This is a genomic window from Mesoterricola silvestris (genome assembly GCF_030295405.1).
Lineage (GTDB): Bacteria > Acidobacteriota > Holophagae > Holophagales > Holophagaceae > Mesoterricola > Mesoterricola silvestris.
Genome location: NZ_AP027080.1, coordinates 2,806,630 through 2,823,236, shown reverse-complemented (window position 1 = coordinate 2,823,236; position 16,607 = coordinate 2,806,630). Strand labels below are relative to the sequence as shown.

At 70.7% G+C, this 16,607-nt stretch carries 14 protein-coding genes; 11 read left to right on the top strand and 3 right to left on the bottom strand.

The genetic code is table 11. From position 1 onward, the window contains the following. The 7 genes from R2J76_RS12190 (at position 1) to R2J76_RS12160 (ending at position 9,429) form a co-directional block, all read left to right on the top strand. A complete protein-coding gene (locus tag R2J76_RS12190) occupies positions 1 to 1,722 on the top strand; it encodes an NADH-dependent [FeFe] hydrogenase, group A6 (RefSeq protein ID WP_316411871.1) in 1,722 nt (573 codons plus the stop codon). A 13-nt stretch (positions 1,723 to 1,735) separates the two neighbouring features. Next, positions 1,736 to 2,128, top strand: coding sequence for a response regulator (locus R2J76_RS12185; protein ID WP_316411870.1), 393 nt, complete (start codon positions 1,736 to 1,738; stop codon positions 2,126 to 2,128). Between the two features lie 15 nt (positions 2,129 to 2,143). After that, complete coding sequence (locus tag R2J76_RS12180) at positions 2,144 to 4,195, top strand: [Fe-Fe] hydrogenase large subunit C-terminal domain-containing protein (RefSeq protein WP_316411869.1); 2,052 nt, start codon at positions 2,144 to 2,146, stop codon at positions 4,193 to 4,195. 7 nt (positions 4,196 to 4,202) lie between these two features. After that, positions 4,203 to 5,363 (top strand): sensor histidine kinase, encoded by a 1,161-nt coding sequence (locus R2J76_RS12175; protein WP_316411868.1) that lies wholly within the window; start codon positions 4,203 to 4,205, stop codon positions 5,361 to 5,363. Positions 5,364 to 5,379: 16 nt separating this feature from the next. After that, the gene (gene hypB, locus R2J76_RS12170; RefSeq protein ID WP_316411866.1) at positions 5,380 to 6,129 is read left to right on the top strand and encodes a hydrogenase nickel incorporation protein HypB; all 750 of its coding nucleotides are present in this window, start codon (positions 5,380 to 5,382) and stop codon (positions 6,127 to 6,129) included. Between the two features lie 3 nt (positions 6,130 to 6,132). Beyond that, positions 6,133 to 8,349, top strand: coding sequence for a carbamoyltransferase HypF (gene hypF / locus R2J76_RS12165; RefSeq protein WP_316411865.1), 2,217 nt, complete (start codon positions 6,133 to 6,135; stop codon positions 8,347 to 8,349). A gap of 258 nt (positions 8,350 to 8,607) precedes the next feature. Beyond that, a complete protein-coding gene (locus tag R2J76_RS12160) occupies positions 8,608 to 9,429 on the top strand; it encodes a flagellin (RefSeq protein WP_316411864.1) in 822 nt (273 codons plus the stop codon). 128 nt (positions 9,430 to 9,557) lie between these two features. Here R2J76_RS12160 and R2J76_RS12155 read toward each other — a convergent pair whose 3' ends face one another. Next, positions 9,558 to 10,445, bottom strand: a complete 888-nt coding sequence (locus R2J76_RS12155) for a DMT family transporter (RefSeq protein ID WP_316411863.1) — start codon at positions 10,443 to 10,445, stop codon at positions 9,558 to 9,560. Between the two features lie 60 nt (positions 10,446 to 10,505). Between R2J76_RS12155 and R2J76_RS12150 the strand changes: the two genes are divergently transcribed. Then, positions 10,506 to 11,165 (top strand): class I SAM-dependent methyltransferase, encoded by a 660-nt coding sequence (locus tag R2J76_RS12150; RefSeq protein ID WP_316411862.1) that lies wholly within the window; start codon positions 10,506 to 10,508, stop codon positions 11,163 to 11,165. A 209-nt stretch (positions 11,166 to 11,374) separates the two neighbouring features. Here the strand turns inward: R2J76_RS12150 and R2J76_RS12145 are convergent, their stop codons facing one another. Together R2J76_RS12145 and R2J76_RS12140 are read right to left on the bottom strand one after the other, a co-directional pair. Then, entirely contained in the window at positions 11,375 to 13,015 is a 1,641-nt protein-coding gene (locus R2J76_RS12145) for an MFS transporter (RefSeq protein ID WP_316411861.1), read from the bottom strand. Between the two features lie 60 nt (positions 13,016 to 13,075). Beyond that, positions 13,076 to 13,714 (bottom strand): polyphenol oxidase family protein, encoded by a 639-nt coding sequence (locus R2J76_RS12140; protein WP_316411860.1) that lies wholly within the window; start codon positions 13,712 to 13,714, stop codon positions 13,076 to 13,078. 120 nt (positions 13,715 to 13,834) lie between these two features. Between R2J76_RS12140 and R2J76_RS12135 the strand changes: the two genes are divergently transcribed. The 3 genes from R2J76_RS12135 to R2J76_RS12125 are packed head-to-tail and all read left to right on the top strand — an operon-like array spanning position 13,835 to position 16,601. Beyond that, positions 13,835 to 15,112, top strand: coding sequence for a hypothetical protein (locus R2J76_RS12135; RefSeq protein ID WP_316411859.1), 1,278 nt, complete (start codon positions 13,835 to 13,837; stop codon positions 15,110 to 15,112). Beyond that, entirely contained in the window at positions 15,109 to 15,537 is a 429-nt protein-coding gene (locus R2J76_RS12130; RefSeq protein WP_316411858.1) for a hypothetical protein, read from the top strand. Before R2J76_RS12135 ends, R2J76_RS12130 begins: the two co-directional genes overlap by 4 nt. Further along, positions 15,534 to 16,601: a hypothetical protein gene (locus R2J76_RS12125; protein WP_316411857.1), complete on the top strand. Its 1,068-nt coding sequence runs from the start codon at positions 15,534 to 15,536 to the stop codon at positions 16,599 to 16,601. Before R2J76_RS12130 ends, R2J76_RS12125 begins: the two co-directional genes overlap by 4 nt. The last annotated feature ends 6 nt before the right edge of the window (positions 16,602 to 16,607 follow it).

Here is a 16,607-nt window from a genome sequence, read left to right as displayed (position 1 = left end):
ATGCTGGCGATTGTTGCGAACGGACAGAACCTGGAAGCCAAGAAGGGAGACACCATCCTGCAGGCGCTCAAACGCGGCGGGATCCACGTCCCCACCCTCTGCCACATGGAGGGTCTCCTGCCCTCGGGCACCTGCCGCATGTGCGTGGTCGAGGTGGAGGGCACCCCGGGCCTCGTGCCGGCGTGCTCCTTCCCCGCGGCCGACGGCATGCGGATCCGCACCAGCACCCCCACGGTGCTGAAGACCCGCAAGGCCATCGTGGAGCTCCTTCTCTCCAACCACCCCGACGACTGCCTCTACTGCGCCCGGAACGGCAAGTGCGACCTGTCCGACCTGGCCCGGGAGCATGGCATCCGCAACCGGGTGTTCCGGGGCCTGCGCAAGCGCAAGGAGAAGGACATCTCCAGCCCCTCCATCGTGAGGGACCCGGAGAAGTGCATCCTCTGCGGCAAGTGCGTGCGGGTGTGCGAGGAGGTGCAGGGCGTATCGGCCATCGATTTCATCAACCGCGGGTCCAAGGCCTTCGTGGGTACCGCCTTCGACGAGGGGCTCAACGTCAGCTGCTGCATCAACTGCGGGCAGTGCATCCTGGTGTGCCCCACGGCCGCGCTCACCGAGCGCAGCTACGTGGACGAGGTCATGCGGGTGCTGGCCGACCCGGGCAAGACGGTGGTGGTGCAGCACGCCCCGGCCGTCTCCGTGTCCATCGCCGAGGAGTTCGGGTTCAAGCCCGGCACCGACATCGACGGCCAGATGGTGGCCGCCCTGCGCCGGGTGGGCTTCCACCGGGTCTTCGACACCTCCTTCACCGCCGACCTCACGATCATGGAGGAGGGCAGCGAGCTCATCCAGCGCATCACCCAAGGCGGCCCGCTGCCCATGTTCACCAGCTGCTCCCCGGGCTGGATCAAGTTCGTGGAGCAGTTCTACCCCGAGCTGCTGCCCCACGTCTCCACCTGCAAGAGCCCGCAGCAGATGATGGGCGCGGTGATCAAGAGCTTCTTCGCCAAACGCGAGAACCTCGATCCCAAGGACATCGTCAGTGTCTCGATCATGCCGTGCACCGCCAAGAAGTTCGAGTGCAGCCGGCCCGAGATGGGCCGGGACTACGTGCCGGACGTGGACTACGTGCTCACCACCCGGGAGCTGGCCGAGCTCTTCCGCCTCAAGGGCATCGACCCCGGAACCCTGACGCCCGAGGGCGCCGACACCCCCTTCGGGGAGCGGTCCAGCGCCGGCAAGCTCTTCGGGGCTTCGGGGGGCGTCATGGAGGCGGCGGTGCGCAGCGCGTACTTCCTCCTCACGGGCGAGGAGATGAAGGAGTATCGCATCCAGGACCTCCGCGGCATGAAGGGCAGCAAGGAGCTGCGGGTGAAGGTGGGCGACCTGGAGGTGGGGGCCGCGGTGGTCTCCAGCCTGGGCGAGGCCCGCAAGCTCATGGACGAGATCAAGGCCGGCCGGAGCGACCTGCACTTCGTGGAGGTCATGACCTGCCCGGGCGGGTGCATCAACGGCGGGGGCCAGCCCCTCAAGGCCGACCCGGAATCGGTGAAGGCCCGCATGGCCGCGCTCTACACCATCGACCGCAACGACACCCTGCGGGTCAGCCACCGCAACAGCCAGGTGCAGCGGCTCTACACCGAGTTCCTGGGCAAGCCCCTGGGCCACCTGAGCCACGAGCTGCTCCACACCACGTACCAGAAACGCGAAGTCCTGCAATAGGGAGACGAGGCCCATGACCGATAAGAAGAACGTCCTTGTAGTCGACGACGACATCGACCTGCTGGAGCAGGTGTCCTTCGTGCTCGCCTCGGAGGGGTACCACGTCATCCGGGCCCAGGGCCAGAAGGAGGGGGAGGAGGCCCTGCTCACCACCATCCCCGACCTGGCGGTGCTGGACCTGATGATGGAGAACATGGATTCGGGATTCGTGCTGTGCCACCATGTGAAACGCCTTTACCCCGAGACCCCCGTGATCCTGCTCACCGCCGTCAAGGCCGCCACCGGCCTCGACTTCCACCCCCAGTCCGACGAAGCCGCCTCCTGGGTCAAGGCGGACCTGGTGCTGGACAAGCCGGTGCGACCCGAGCAGCTCAGGGCCGAGGCCCGGAGACTGATGAAACTCTGACGGGAGGTCCAAGCCATGGCGGAACCCCTGCGCGACCCATCCAGCAATGGAGAGCCGTTCGAGGGTCCCGCCGTGCGCGGCTTCGTGCGCACCCTCAAGAACCGCTGCCGCATCTGCTACACCTGCGTGCGCACCTGCCCCGCCAAGGCCATCCGCATCACCAAGAGCCAGGCCGAAGTGGTGGCCGAGCGCTGCATCGGGTGCGGCAACTGCATCCGGGTCTGCACCCAGAAGGCCAAGCGCATCGTCTCCACCGTGAAGGAGGTGGAGGAGCTGCTGGGCTCCGGCCAGCCCGTGGCGGCCATCCTGGCCCCCTCGTTCCCGGTGGAATTCCAGCAGGAAATGGACTTCCGCGTTCTCGTGGGAATGGTTCGCAAGCTGGGCTTCTCCCTGGTGGCCGAGGTGGCCTTCGGGGCGGACCTGGTGGCCGAACAGTACCGCCAGTTGATGATCCTCAATCCCCGGGCCCAGTACATCGCCACCACCTGCCCGGCGGTGGTGGGGTTCGTGGAGCGCTACCACCCCGAGCTCATCCCCAACCTCTCCCCCATCGTCAGCCCCATGGTGGCCATGTCCCGCGTCCTGCGGATCCTGCACCCCGGCATCAAGGTGGTGTTCGTGGGGCCCTGCGTGGCCAAGAAGGCCGAGGCCTGGGATCCGGACATCGAAGGGGCCCCCGACGTGGCCATCACCTTCCGGGAGCTGCGCAAGCTCGCCCAGCGCAACGACCTGCGCATCGAGGACTGCGAGCCCCAGGATTTCGATCCGCCCCACCCCAACCTGGGCAGCCTCTTTCCCCTCACCCGGGGCTTCCTGCAGGCGGCATCCATCCCCGAGGACCTGGTGGCCAACGAGGTGGTGGCCACCGACGGCATCGAGGGCTTCACCTCGGTGCTGGAGGAGTTCGCCACCGGCACCATGGACGCCCGGCTCGTGGAGCTGCTGAGCTGCAACGGGTGCATCGCGGGCCCCGGCCTGAGCACCCAGGAGACCCTCTTCAAGCGCCGGGCCCGGGTCAGCCACTACAACCGCTTCCGGGCCACCCAGCTGGACACGGAACTGTGGCAGCGCAACGTGGACCGCTTCCAGAGCCTGGACCTGACCCGCACCTTCACCGCCAACGACCAGCGCCTGGAGCCCATGAGCCCCACGGAGCTCCACGCCATCATGCAGCGCATGGGCAAGTACTCGGAGGCCCATGAGCTCAATTGCGGGGCCTGCGGCTACCACACCTGCCGCGAGCACGCCCTGGCCATCGGCAGGGGCTTCGCCGAAAGCGAGATGTGCCTGCCCTTCGTCATCGACGACAACCTCAACACCATCCGCAAGCTGAGCCACGCCAACGAGAAGCTGGCCTCCACCCAGGAGACCCTGATGCACTCGGAGCGCCTGGCAAGCATGGGCCAGCTGGCCGCGGGCGTGGCCCACGAGATCAACAACCCGCTGGGGGTGGTGCTCATGTACACCCACCTCCTGCTGGACGAGTGCGAGAAGAACAGCCCCCTGCGGGAGGACCTGCAGATGATCGCGGAGCAGGCCAACCGCTGCAAGCGCATCGTGGCCGGCCTCCTGGACTTCGCCCGCCAGAACAAGGTGGCCCACAACCTCAACGATATCCGGGAGGTGATCCAGACCTCCCTGGCCAACCTGCCGGTGCCCCCGGGGGTGACGGTGGAGGCGGTGCACACGGACGGCAGCCCCATGGTCGAGCTGGACCGGGACCAGATGATCCAGGTGTTCGTGAACCTGGTGGGCAACGCCTTCGACGCCATGCCCGACGGAGGCCGGCTCCAGGTGGCGACCCGCGCCGACGACCAGTGGCTGATCATCGAGGTCAAGGACACCGGCATCGGCATCCCCAAGGAGAACCTGAACAGGATGTTCGAGCCGTTCTTCACCACCAAGCTCATGGGCAAGGGCACCGGCCTGGGGCTTCCGGTGGTGTACGGCATCGTCAAGCTCCACCGGGGCGACATCTCGGTGGAATCCAATCCCGATCCGGAGGCGGGGCCCCGGGGCACCACCTTCCGCGTCAAGCTGCCCCGCGCCGCCCGTCAAGGGCACTGAGGAAACCATGCACCAGACCCTGCACCTCCTTGTGGTGGACGACGAACTGGGCATGCGCCTCTCCATCGAGCGCGCCCTGAAGGCCTACACGACGAGCTTCGAGGACATCGAGGTGGACGTGGATTTCCGCATCTCCACCGCCGATTCCGGCGAGGCCGCCCTGGAGGCCGCCGCCGCCGACCCGCCCCAGATCATCCTCCTGGACTACAAGCTTCCGGGCATGTCCGGCCTGGACGTGCTCCAGGCCCTCATGGAGGCCAAGACCGAGGCCCTGATCGTGATGATCACCGCCTACGCCAGCCTCGAGACCGCGGTGCAGGCCACCAAGATCGGCGCCTTCGACTTCCTGGCCAAGCCCTTCACCCCCATCGAGGTGAAGGCCGCCGTCCACAAGACCGCCAAGCACTACATGATCCAGGCCCAGGCCCGCAAGCTCGCCGGGGAGCGCCGGCAGATCCGGTTCGAGTTCCTCTCCGTCCTGGCCCACGAACTGAAATCGCCCCTGGCCGCGGTGGAGGGCAACCTGCGGATCCTGCGGGACCACGCCGCGGGCGACGCCATCGCCGGCTACGACCACCTCCTGGACCGGTCCATCCTGAGGCTGGACGGCATGCGCAAGCTCATCATGGATCTGCTGGACCTCACCCGCATCGAATCCGGCCAGAAGCTGCGGACCCTCGTGGAATCCGATCTGTGCGCGGCCGCCACCCAGAGCCTGGAGACCTTCCAGGCGCTGGCCGCCGAAAGGCACGTGAACCTCCTGTTCTGCCCCCCCGGGAAGGTGCTCCTGCAGGCCGACCCTGGCGAGCTGGAGATGATGTTCAACAACCTCATCTCCAACGCCATCAAGTACAACCACGAGGGCGGATCGGTCACGGTGGAGATCGAGGACGGGCCCGAGGAGGTGCGGGTGGCGGTGCACGACACCGGCATCGGCATCGGCCGGGAGGACCTGGCCAGGCTCTTCGGAGAATTCAGCCGCATCCGCAACGAGAAGACCCGCAACATCCTGGGCTCGGGCCTGGGGCTCAGCATCCTGAAGCGCCTTGCCAGCCTCTACGGCGGCAAGGTGGAAGTCCAGAGCGAGCCCGACCGCGGGAGCACCTTCACGGTTTCGCTGCGGAAGGAGGCTTCCCATCCGGGCCTGGGTGCGGTAGCTTCCCTCTAGGGACAGGGGAGGGACCATGTGCACCACCTGCGGCTGCGGCGGAGACGGGGTCTCAATCGGGGGCAAGGCCCACTCCCATGACCACCCCCATCCCGCCCCCGGCACCCGCAGGCGGGTGGTGCTGGAGCGGGACCTCCTGGCCAAGAACAACCTCCTGGCCGCCGACAACCGCGCCTGGTTCGCCCAGCGGGGCATCCTCGCCCTGAACCTGGTGTCCAGCCCGGGCTCGGGGAAGACCACCCTCCTGGTGGAGACCATCCGGCGCCTCGCCGGCACCGTGCCCATCGCCGTCATCGAGGGGGACCAGCAGACCAGTCACGACGCGGACCGCATCCGGGCCGCGGGGGCCCCCGCCATCCAGATCAACACCGGCAAGGGCTGCCACCTGGACGCGCACATGGTGGGCCACGCCGCGGCCGAACTGGACCCGCCCCAGGGGGCGCTCCTGCTGGTGGAGAACGTGGGCAACCTGGTGTGCCCCGCCGCCTTCGACCTGGGGGAGGCCCACAAGGTGGTGATCCTCTCGGTCACGGAAGGCGAGGACAAGCCCTTCAAGTACCCCGACATGTTCATCCGCTCCGACGTCATGGTGGTCAACAAGATCGATCTGCTGCCCTACCTGGCCTTCGACGTCGAGCAGTGCGTGGCCAACGCCCTGAAGGTCAATCCCGCCCTCAAGGTGATCCGGGTATCCGCCACCTCGGGGGAGGGCCTGGAGGAATGGACCCGCTGGATCGTGGAAAGCCTCGCTCCGGCCCGGGCCTGAGGGATGCCCCGGATCCGGGTGCGGGTGGAGGGGGTGGTGCAGGGGGTGGGTTTCCGGCCCTTCATCTATCGCATCGCCCGCGACCGGGGCCTCGGCGGCTGGGTGCTGAACCGCCCCGACGGCGTGGTGGTGGAGGCCGAGGGCGCACCCGAGGCCCTGGAGGGCTTCCTGGCGGCCCTGGAAAGGGAGGCCCCGGCCCCCGCGCGGATCCGCGGCGTCACCGTGGAGGAGATCGCGCCCGAAGGGCAGGGGGCCTTCGCCATCCGCCCCAGCGGGGAGGGCGGCGACACCCGGCCCTCCGTGCCCGCCGACCTGGCCATGTGCGCCGACTGCGCCCGGGAGCTGGAGGACCCTTCCGACCGCCGCCACGGGTACCCTTTCACCAACTGCACGTACTGCGGCCCCCGCTTCACCATCATCGAGGCCCTCCCCTACGACCGGCCCCGCACCGCCCTGAAGGGTTTCCCCCTGTGCCCGGCCTGCGAGGCGGAGTACCGGGACCCCGGGAACCGCCGGTTCCATGCCCAGCCCGTGGCCTGTCCCGTCTGCGGGCCCCGCCTGGAGTTCTCCGGCCGCGCCGGGGATCCCCTGGAGGGGGCCGCCTCGGCCCTCCTGCGGGGGCGGATCCTGGCCCTCAAGGGGCTGGGGGGCTACCAGCTCCTGGCCGACGCCACCTCGGATGCGGCCGTGGCCCGGCTCCGGGAGCGCAAGCGGCGGGAGGAGAAGCCCTTCGCGGTGATGTTCCCCCACTGGAAGGCCCTGGAGGAGGCCTGCAGCGTGTCCGCCCCGGAGCGTGCCCTCCTGGCCTCCCCGGAGGCCCCCATCCTCCTCCTGGCCCGCCGGCCCTCCTCGGCCATCGTTCCCGGGGTGGCCCCGGGCAACCCCCGGCTGGGGGCCTTCCTTCCCTACACGCCCTTGCACCGCCTCCTCCTGGCCCGGGTGGGGCGGCCCGTGGTGTGCACCAGCGGCAACCTCTCCGACGAGCCCATGTGCCACGAGGGGGCCCAGGCCCGGGAACGCCTGGGGGGCATCGCCGATGTGTTCCTGGACCACGACCGCCCCATCCTCAGGCCCGTGGACGATTCGGTGATGCGCCTGGACGCCCACGGGCCCACCCTGCTGCGCCGGGCCCGGGGCTTCGCCCCCCTGGCCCACCCCGTGGCCCCGGGGGGCCCCCCCGTCCTGGCCCTGGGGGCCCACCAGAAGAGCACCATCTGTCTCTGGGACCGGGGCCAGGCGGTGGTCAGCCAGCACCTGGGCGACCTCCACACCGCCGACGGGGCCGAACTCCTGGAGCGCACCGTGGAGGACTTCCTGCGCTTTTTCGCCGTGGAGCCGGCGGTGCTGGCCTGCGACCTCCACCCGGACTACGCCTCCACCCGGCTCGGGGAGCGCCTGGCCCGGGCCCGGGGCCTGCCCCTGGCGCGGGTGCAGCACCACCACGCCCACGTGGCGGCCCTGGCCGCGGAGCTCGGCCTGGGGGGCCCGGTCTCGGGCCTGGCCTGGGACGGCACGGGCCTGGGAGCCGACGGCACCCTCTGGGGGGGAGAGGGCCTCCTGGCCGGGGGGGCCTCCTTCACCCGCACCGCCCACCTCAAGCCCTTCCCCCTGCCCGGAGGGGACCGGGCCGCGCGGGACCCGGGCCGCAGCGCCCTGGGCCTCCTGTGGGCGGCCACGGGGTCCCTGGCCGGGGGCGAGGCCCTGGGGGACGCGGCGGGGATCCGGTCCATGCTGGAGCGGGGGGTGAACTGCCCCCTCACCTCCAGCGTCGGGCGCCTCTTCGACGCGGTGGCGGCCCTCACCGGCGTGCGGTCCGCCCCGGGCTTCGAGGGCCAGGCCGCGGCCGCCCTGGAGCACGCGGCCCTGGCTTCGGGCGATGGGGGCGCCTATCCCTGGGAATTCCAGGAGGGCCCGGCCCTGGTGGCCGACCCGGCCCCCCTGGTGGCGGCCCTCCTGCGGGACCGGGCCCGGGGGGTGGCCCCGGCGTGCTGCGCCCTGCGGTTCCACCGGGCCCTGGCGGACCTGGCCGTGGCCATGGCCCGGGCGGCGGGGAAGGAGGAGGTGCTCCTCACCGGGGGCTGCTTCCAGAACGCCCTCCTCACCCGGCTCGTGCGGGAGGCCCTGGCCCGGGAAGGATTCCGGCCCCTGAGCCCCGCGGCCTTCCCGCCCAATGACGGCGCCCTTTCCCTGGGCCAGGCCGCGGTGGCCGCCGCCCCCTGAGACCCCCCCCAGCCGGGGCCGCCCTCCGCTCTGGCATCGTTCTTGATTCCCTCCCTCCGACCCAGCAGGTTTTGCCCTCTGCGGATTGGAGGCACCCATGTATTCATTCGACCAGGCACATCCGGGCACCCCGCTGTCCAGGAATGCCCGTGCGGGTCCGAGGCCTCCCGTTTGGCCGCCGCCCGAGGAGTCGCCGCCCCGGGGCCCTCTACCGCCTAGTACGCCCGCTCCCATCCACCCGATCTCACGGAGAACCCCATGAGCTCAATCCTGAACAACCTCTCCGCCATCGGTGCCAGCCGCCAGTTGTCCATTTCGGGCAACCAGCTGGGACAGGTCATCGAGAGGCTCACCACCGGCAAGCGCATCAACAAGGCCTCCGACGACGCCGCGGGCCTGGCCATCGCCAACAAGCTGGGCGCCGACATCAAGGTCGCCGGGCAGGCCCAGCGCAACACCAACGACGGCGTGTCCTACATGCAGGTGGCCGACGGCACCCTGGATTCGGTGACGCAGCTGCTCACCCGGGCGGCCCAGCTGGCCCAGCAGGCCCAGACCGGCACCATCAGCGACTCCAACCGCGCCAACCTCGACGCCGAATTCCAGAACATCGTCAAGACGATGATCAACATCGGCCACAACACCAACTTCAACGGGCAGGCCATCTTCACCAGCGTGCCCCAGACCCTCACGGTGGCCGCCGGCGACTACGGCATCCTCAACCTGGACATGCAGGTGCTCTCGCCCGACGCCGTCACGGCCCTGGGCATCACCACCTCCAACAACCTGCTCACCATCGGCGGCGCCGGCACCGTGGCCGGGCTCCTCACCACCGCCCTGGCCTCCGTGAGCACCATGCGCGCCTCCATCGGCGCCTCGGAGCAGCAGCTGAACGCCACGTCGGATGTGCTGGGCATCCAGGTGCAGAACTTCACCGCCGCCATGAGCCAGATCCAGGACGCCAACATCGCGGACGAAGTGGTGAACCTCACCAAGTTCCAGATCCTCCAGCAGTCCGGGACCAGCGCCCTGAGCAAGTCCAACCAGAACGCCCAGCAGGTCCTCGCGCTGCTGCAGTAGCGGACCTGACCCTCGGATCGGCGGGGCCCGGGATTCCGGGCCCCGTCCGGGTCCGTACGTTTCGGCCCGCCCAGGCCTGCCCCGCCGAACGCCCCTGGAGCCCCCGGCAGGGCATGCGTGGGCCGTCCTCAGTCCACCGGCTCCGGCACGGGCGCCTTGCGGAGGTTGTACCAGAGGATCACCGAGAGGATCACGGTCCCCCCCGCCAGCGCGAAGGGCGAGGGCCGCTCCCCCACGCCGATGAAGACCCAGACCGGGTTGAAGACCGCCTCCAGCATGCAGGTGATGAGGGCGGCGGTGGCCGACAGGTAGCGCATGCCGGCGGTGAAGAACATGTACGCGATGCCCAGCTGGAAGATGCCCAGGTAGAGAAGCATCAGGCCCTGGTTCAGGGTGACCTGGGGGGACGGGAGCACCTTGGGCAGGCAGATCAGGGCCACCACCAGGTTGCCCAGGACCACCATGCCGATGGGGTCGTGGCCGGGCCGGGTCTCGCGCTTCCACTTCAGGATCAGGGAGAACAGGGCCAGGAGGAAGCCCGAGACGAGGGCCAGCACGTTGCCGGCGAGGCCGCCCTTCTCCAGGTGGCCGGCGAAAAAGAGCGCCATGCCCCCGAGGCAGGCCGCCACGGCCCAGAAGTCCCTGCGGGCGAAAGGCTTGCGGAAGATCCAGGGCTCCAGGAAGAGCAGGTAGATGGGCGCGGCGTACTGCAGGAAGATGGCGTTGGCCGCCGTGGTGAGCTTGGTGGCCACCACGAAGAGCACCAGCACCAAGGCGTAGATGCAGGATCCCGCCACGGAAAGGGGGTCCCGGGGCAGGGTCCACGGGCGCCCCCGCAGCGCCAGGATGGCGGCGATGGCCAGGGCCGACACCAGGGAGCGGTAGCACGCGATGTGGAAGGCGGAGAGGGTGAGGACCTTGATGAAGATCCCGCTGGAGCTCCACAGGAGGGAGGCCGCGACCAGGTAGGCCAGACCTTTGCTCCGCTCCGGCACGCGGTCGAGGATTCGTTCCATGCCCCCAGACTACCAAAAGGGGCGGGAGGGTTGGTATCCTCTCCCACCTCCGAGGCCCCCATGACCAACCGCACCCTCCCCCTCGACGACGCCACCTGGGCCTACCTGCAGGCGGCCACCCTGAGGGAGCACCCGGAGCAGGCCGCCCTGCGCAAGGCCACCGCCGGGCTTCCCGGCGCCCACATGCAGATCGCCCCCGAGCAGGCCCAGTTCATGCAGCTGCTCGTGAAGCTCCTGGGAGGCCGCCGGACGCTGGAGATCGGCGTCTACACCGGGTACAGCGCGCTGTCCGTGGCCCTGGCCCTCCCGCCCTATGGCCACCTCCTGGCCTGCGACCTCAGCGCGGAATACACCGCCCTGGGCCTCCCCCACTGGCAGCGGGCCGGGGTCGCCGAGCGCATCGAACTGGTCCTGGGCCCGGCCCTGGAAACCCTGGACGCGAGGCTGGCGGCGGGCCAGGGCGGAACCTTTGATTTCGCCTTCATCGACGCCGACAAGACCTCGTACGAGGCCTACTATGAGCGCTGCCTCGCCCTGCTGCGCCCCGGCGGCCTTATCGCCATCGACAACGTCCTGTGGGGAGGCCGCGTCGCCCATCCCGCCACGGACCCGGACACCGCCGCCATCCAGCGCCTCAACGCCAGGCTCCTGGGGGACGAGCGCGTGGATCTGTCCATGGTGCCCATCGGCGACGGGCTCAGTCTGGCGAGGAAGCGGTAGGGGCTTGCCCCTTTTTTATCCTGCTTTTTCCCCAAAATCCTCTTCATCCCCGTTCCAGCAGGGCCAGCGATTGAATGGGTCGAGACAGACGGGACGTCAACGCCGACCCATCCTGGCACCGGCCCTGCCGTAACAGGGATGAATAGGATTTACGGGAAAAGGCAGGATAAAGAAGGGGCGATCTGTAGATAAATGGCGGAGGCGCTGGTTCATTCCCCGGTCCAGCCCTGCCAGATGCGCTGGAGGAGGCTCGAATCGTGGTCCTCCACCACCACCAGGTGCCGGGTCTCGGGAAGGCCGTCCTCCACCTGGGCGTAGGCGGCGGCCAGCACGGCGCGGTCCTGGGCGGTGGCGCGGTGGTGCTGGCGGAGGTGCTCGCCCATGGTGGAGCTGAACCAGCTTTCCAGGAACCGGGGCGAGCCGGGGCGGTCGGGCTCCTCGAAGAGGGCCCAGCGCATGGCGCCGTCGCGCATGCGCAGGCGGCGCACCTCCTCCATGGCGGCCAGGAACCGTTCCCGGCGTTCCGGGAGCACCCGGTACTCCATCTGCACCAGGATGGGACCGGCTTCGGGGGGGATGGCCGTGGGGGCGTGGGGGGCGTCGTGGTGGGGGCCCAGGTCCAGGTCCTCGTCGAAGGCGGTGATGCGCAGGCGGTGCAGGGCGGCCAGGGCCAGGACCATGCCCAGGGCCGAGAGCCCCATGGTGGCGCGGATCCCGGCCCGCTGGGCCAGGGCGCCCCAGAAGGCGGCGCCCAGGGCCATGGCGCCGCCCCACACCGTATGGTAGGTGCCGAAGGCCCGGGCCTTCACCCAGGGCGGCACGGAAAGCTGGATGGCGGTGTTGATGGTGGAGAGGATCCCCAGCCAGCTCACCCCCGAGAAGAACAGGCACAGGGCCACCGTGGGGGTGTGGGGCACGTAGGCCATGACGCCCTGGCAGAGGGCGGCCAGGAGGGAGTAGCCGGCGAGGATCGTGCTGGTGCCGAAGCGCTCCCGCAGCGGCCCCAGGAAGAACACGCCGGCCACCGCCCCGGCCCCCACGCACCCCATGAGGGCGCCGAAGGCCTCGGAGCCCAGGTGCAGGTTCAGGATGGCCAGGGAGGGCAGCAGGGAGAAGATGACCCCCGCGAACCAGGAGTAGCCCAGGGCCCGCAGCAGGATGATCTGGAAGGGCCGGCTGTGCCGCGCGTACCGGTAGCCCACCTTCAGGGCCCCCAGGAAGCGCTCCCCGGGGAGGCTGGACCGGGAGGGCCGCCTCTCCCAGGAGGCCAGCACCGCCACCACCGCCAGGAAGGAAACCGCGTTGAGCGCGAAGGCCCAGCCCGCGCCCAGGAGCCCCACCACGAGCCCGCCCAGGGCCGGGCCCAGGGCCCGGCTCACGTTGAAGCCGGCGCTGTTGAGGGCCACGCCCCCCGCCAGGTGCTCCCGGTCCAGGAGCTCGGGCACGATGGCCTGGAAGGCCGGCATGCTCAGGGCCGACCCCGTGCCGATGAGGAAGGACATGACCAGCAGCACCATGGGCGTGATCTGGTGCAGGAACGTGAGCCCCGAAAGGAGCCCCGCGCACCCCAGCATGAACACCTGGGTGCCCAGCAGCAGCCTGCGCCGGTCCACGATATCCGCCAGCGCCCCCGCCGAGAGCCCCAGCAGCAGCACGGGAAGGGTCGTCCCCGTCTCGATGAGCGCCACCAAGAGGGGCGAGGAGGTGAGGTGGGCCATCTGCCACTTCTCGCCCACGCTCTGGATCTGCGTGCCCACGTTGGAGGCCATGTTGGCGATCCATACCATCATGAAGATGCGGGACGCCAGCGGGTCCAGGAGCCGTGTGCGCACGGGTGCCGATTCCGTCATCGGCCGATCATAGCATACCGGCCGGGTCTGGAATGCCCGCGGGGAGCCGCCGGCGGCGCCTCACCCGATGCGCACCCAGCCCCACTGCCGCCCCTCCACATCCCCCCGCCGGTAGGAGTACAGCAGCTCGGGCTCGCAGTACGTGCACCGGGCCACCGTTCCGTCCTTCCCGGGGTCCATGCCGAGATCCAGCGCCTGGGCCCGCAGGAACCCATGGAGGTCCAGGTGGGGCTTCCCCCGGGGGCCGGGCGTGGCCAGGGCGTCGTTCCAGGCGGGGTCCTGGGCCGCGGCGTCCAGGACCTCCCCACCCACCTCGAAGTGGCACTTCAGGATGGCCGGGCCCAGGGCCCAGACCAGGTCCCCGGGGCGCCCGCCCTGGCTCCGGAAGACGGCGACGCCCTGGCGGAGGATGCCGGCCACGGCGCCCCGCCATCCGGCGTGGAGGGCGGCGGCCCAGGGACCCTGGGGGGTGAGGCCGGCCAGGAGCACGGGGACGCAGTCCGCCACCCGCACCCCCACGGCGCATCCGGGTTCCCGGGTCCAGATGCCGTCGGCGGCCTGGATTCCGCCGGTGGCGGGCACCACCCCGCACCCGTGCACCTGCTTGAGGCGCACCCGGGGGAGGATGGACGGATCATCCAGCCGGGTGGAAAAGCCCCAGGTGAGCGGGAAGGGGGAGCGAACGGTGGGCTGGAGCATGGGCGCGGGCACCTCGATCCAAGAACTTACCCACTTGTGCGCGAAAACGGAAATTCGTGTTTGAAAATGATATGAAGACTCAATATCTTGAAGGGGCAAGCTTCATTTGATTGGAGATTCATGCTTTGGTGGGGTGCAGGGGCCCTGGCTTTCTGGGCGGCGGCCACGCTTGTGGCCCAGGAACCTGGGCGAAATCTTCAGTTCAGTGCTTTCGGCACCCTGGGGGCGGCCCGGGGCGATACCCGGGAGGTGGGGTTCCGCCGGGATGCCTCCAGTTCCAAGGGGATCTATGACCGCACCGCCTGGGACCTGGACACCCGCTTCGGGGTCCAGGCCAGCGGAAGGATCGGGGAGAACCTCCTCGGCACCTTCCAGGTGGTCAGCCGCCTTCGCAGCGACAACACCTTCCGTCCCAGGCCCACCTGGGCCTCCCTGGCCTGGAGCGCTTCTCCGGGGCTCCTGGTGCGGGCGGGGCTGCTGAGCTTCGATATCCTTCCCCTGGGGGACCTGGCCAACGTGGGCTTCACCTACCTCTGGGTGCGGCCGCCGGTGGAGGTTTTCGCCCCGGTGCCCCTCACGGGCATGCGCGGGCTGGACGCCGAGTGGACCTTCCTCCTGGACGGGGGCGGCGCGCTCCAGGTGAAGGCCTTCGCCGGGTCCCTGGTGGACCATGTGCCCGCCGATCACCTGGGCGAGTGGGACGTGCGCGGCGGCAGGGTCTTCGGGGGGGCGGTGAAGTTCACGGCGGGGCGATTCAGGGCCCGCCTGGGCGGCACCGTCCTGCGGTTCCCCAACAATCTCCCGGAGCCCGTGCCGGCCCTGCAGGGCTATCTGCGGACCTTCGCGGGCCTCCTGGGGGATCCCGGGATCGCCGCGTCCGCGGACGCCTTCGACACCCGCGGGCGGACCCTGCGTTCGGCCAACGGGAGCGTGGCCTGGGATGGGGATCCCTGGCAGGTGCAGGGCGCCCTCAGCCATGCCGCGTCCGACAGCATCCTGTTCCAGCCCGCCTGGAGCGGGTTCGCGTCCCTGGGCTGCCGGGTGGGCCCGGTGGTGCCCTTCGGGATGTTCGCCCGGAACGTCACCCGGCGGACCCCGCTGCCCTACCTGGGAGCCCTGCCTGCCTTGACCGGCCCCGGGGCGCCCGCGGCCCGGGGGCTGGCCGAAGCCCTCAGGACCCTCGCCCGGGGCCGGGGCGTGGACCAGCACACCCTGTCGGCCGGCCTCCGGTGGGACTTCGCCCCCACGGCCGACCTGAAGGTCCAGGTGGACCGCATCCGCTCCCACGACGCCACGGGGCTCTTCTACAACCCCAGGCCGGGAGGGCCCGCCACCTGGGACGGCCGGGAGACGGTCCTCTCCCTCACCCTGGACTTCACCCTGGGTGGTGGACGATGAGGCGCCTCCTCCTCGCCCTCGCCCTGGGGGCCGCCCTGCGGGGGCAGGAGCCCCTGGCGGTGATCGTCAATCCCGAAAGCGGCGTCAGCCGCCTTTCCCGCACCGAGGCCACGAACCTCTTCATGGGCCGCACCCGGCGCCTTCCCTCGGGCCTCGTGGCCCTTCCGGTGGAACAGATCCACCCCGAGGGGCCCCGGGCGAGGTTCTACGAGATCCTGGCCAACCTGCCGCTGCCGCAGGTGCGGGCCTTCTGGGCCCGCCTCTACTTCTCCGGCCAGGCCCAGCCCCCGCGCCAGACCCTGAGCGCCGAGGAGACCCTGCAGGTGGTGGCCATGAACCGCGGCGCCATCGGGTTCGTGGAGCGGAGCCGGGTGGACCGCCGCGTGCGCACCGTGCTTCTTCTGTCCGAAAGGGCCGAACCGTGAACCTCCGGCACGGCATCGTCGCCAGGACGACCCTGCGGGTGATGGGCATCGCGCTGGCGCTCGGCCTGGCCGCCCTCAGCTCCGGCGGGGGGGCCCTGGCCCGGCGCCGGGAGCGGGCCCGCCAGCGGGAGCTCCTGGGGACCCTGCTGGACGTGGTGGCGCCCTCGGCCAGCGCCGCGTGCTTCGCCGACGACGGGGTCCTGGCCGACCAGGTGGTGCGGGGGCTCCTGGGCACCCCGGCGGTGCAGGGCGCCCGCATCCTGGCCGGGGGCCGGGTGCTGGCCGAGGCGGGCCGCATGGCGCCGGGTCCCGGGGCCCCCGCGGTCTCCCGGCCCCTCCCGAGCCCCTTCGCCCCGGATTCCGTTCTGGGCGAACTGGTCCTCGTCCCGGACCCCGGGGAAGCCCGCCGCCAGGGCGCCCGCGCCGAGGGGCTCTTCCGGGCGTGGTCCCTGGGGATCCTGGCCATCCTGGCCGGAGGCCTCGCCCTCACGGTGCACCGGATGATCGCCGCCCCCCTCGCCGGCCTGAGCCGCGACCTCCAGGCCGGGGGCCGGCTGGGCATCCCCCAGGGCCACGCGCGGGACGAACTGGGCCAGCTGGTGCGGGACGTGAACGCCCTCCTGGAGCGGATGCTGGAGGCGGCGTGGAAGGAGCCCCCCCGGGCCGCCCGGGAGGGGAGGGCCCATCTCCTCCTGGTGGGGGCCGATGGGGGCCTGGAGGCCTCGGGTCCAGGCCTGGGGCGCCTCCTGGGCCGGGAGGCCCTCCCGGGGGTTCCGGCGGCCTCCCTTTTCGGGGCCCAGGCCGGCGCCGTCGCCGAGGCCCTGGCCCGCTGCCGCGCCTCCGGGTCCGCCCTGGCGACCCTGCGCCTGCCGGACCCTTCCGGTCCCGGTGACCGGTGGCTGCGCCTCACCCTGGACCGCCTCGGCCCCGGGTGGTGCCAGGGGCTCCTGGAGGAGGGGACCCCGGACCGGGAGGGAGGCCGCCGCGTCCCGGGGGGACCCGGTTGGTCCCCGGAATCCCACGGCTCACCCCCGGCCGGTGGCCTTCCGCCGGGGGAGGCCTAGCCTGGG

What these genes read in the sequence shown, in the direction of transcription:
- R2J76_RS12190 (WP_316411871.1), top strand. Translation starts at nt 1, where the DNA reads ATGCTGGCGATTGTTGCGAACGGACAGAACCTGGAAGCCAAGAAGGGA.
- R2J76_RS12185 (WP_316411870.1), top strand. Translation starts at nt 1,736, where the DNA reads ATGACCGATAAGAAGAACGTCCTTGTAGTCGACGACGACATCGACCTG.
- R2J76_RS12180 (WP_316411869.1), top strand. Translation starts at nt 2,144, where the DNA reads ATGGCGGAACCCCTGCGCGACCCATCCAGCAATGGAGAGCCGTTCGAG.
- R2J76_RS12175 (WP_316411868.1), top strand. Translation starts at nt 4,203, where the DNA reads ATGCACCAGACCCTGCACCTCCTTGTGGTGGACGACGAACTGGGCATG.
- hypB (WP_316411866.1), top strand. Translation starts at nt 5,380, where the DNA reads ATGTGCACCACCTGCGGCTGCGGCGGAGACGGGGTCTCAATCGGGGGC.
- hypF (WP_316411865.1), top strand. Translation starts at nt 6,133, where the DNA reads ATGCCCCGGATCCGGGTGCGGGTGGAGGGGGTGGTGCAGGGGGTGGGT.
- R2J76_RS12160 (WP_316411864.1), top strand. Translation starts at nt 8,608, where the DNA reads ATGAGCTCAATCCTGAACAACCTCTCCGCCATCGGTGCCAGCCGCCAG.
- R2J76_RS12155 (WP_316411863.1), bottom strand. Translation starts at nt 10,445, where the DNA reads ATGGAACGAATCCTCGACCGCGTGCCGGAGCGGAGCAAAGGTCTGGCC.
- R2J76_RS12150 (WP_316411862.1), top strand. Translation starts at nt 10,506, where the DNA reads ATGACCAACCGCACCCTCCCCCTCGACGACGCCACCTGGGCCTACCTG.
- R2J76_RS12145 (WP_316411861.1), bottom strand. Translation starts at nt 13,015, where the DNA reads ATGACGGAATCGGCACCCGTGCGCACACGGCTCCTGGACCCGCTGGCG.
- R2J76_RS12140 (WP_316411860.1), bottom strand. Translation starts at nt 13,714, where the DNA reads ATGCTCCAGCCCACCGTTCGCTCCCCCTTCCCGCTCACCTGGGGCTTT.
- R2J76_RS12135 (WP_316411859.1), top strand. Translation starts at nt 13,835, where the DNA reads ATGCTTTGGTGGGGTGCAGGGGCCCTGGCTTTCTGGGCGGCGGCCACG.
- R2J76_RS12130 (WP_316411858.1), top strand. Translation starts at nt 15,109, where the DNA reads ATGAGGCGCCTCCTCCTCGCCCTCGCCCTGGGGGCCGCCCTGCGGGGG.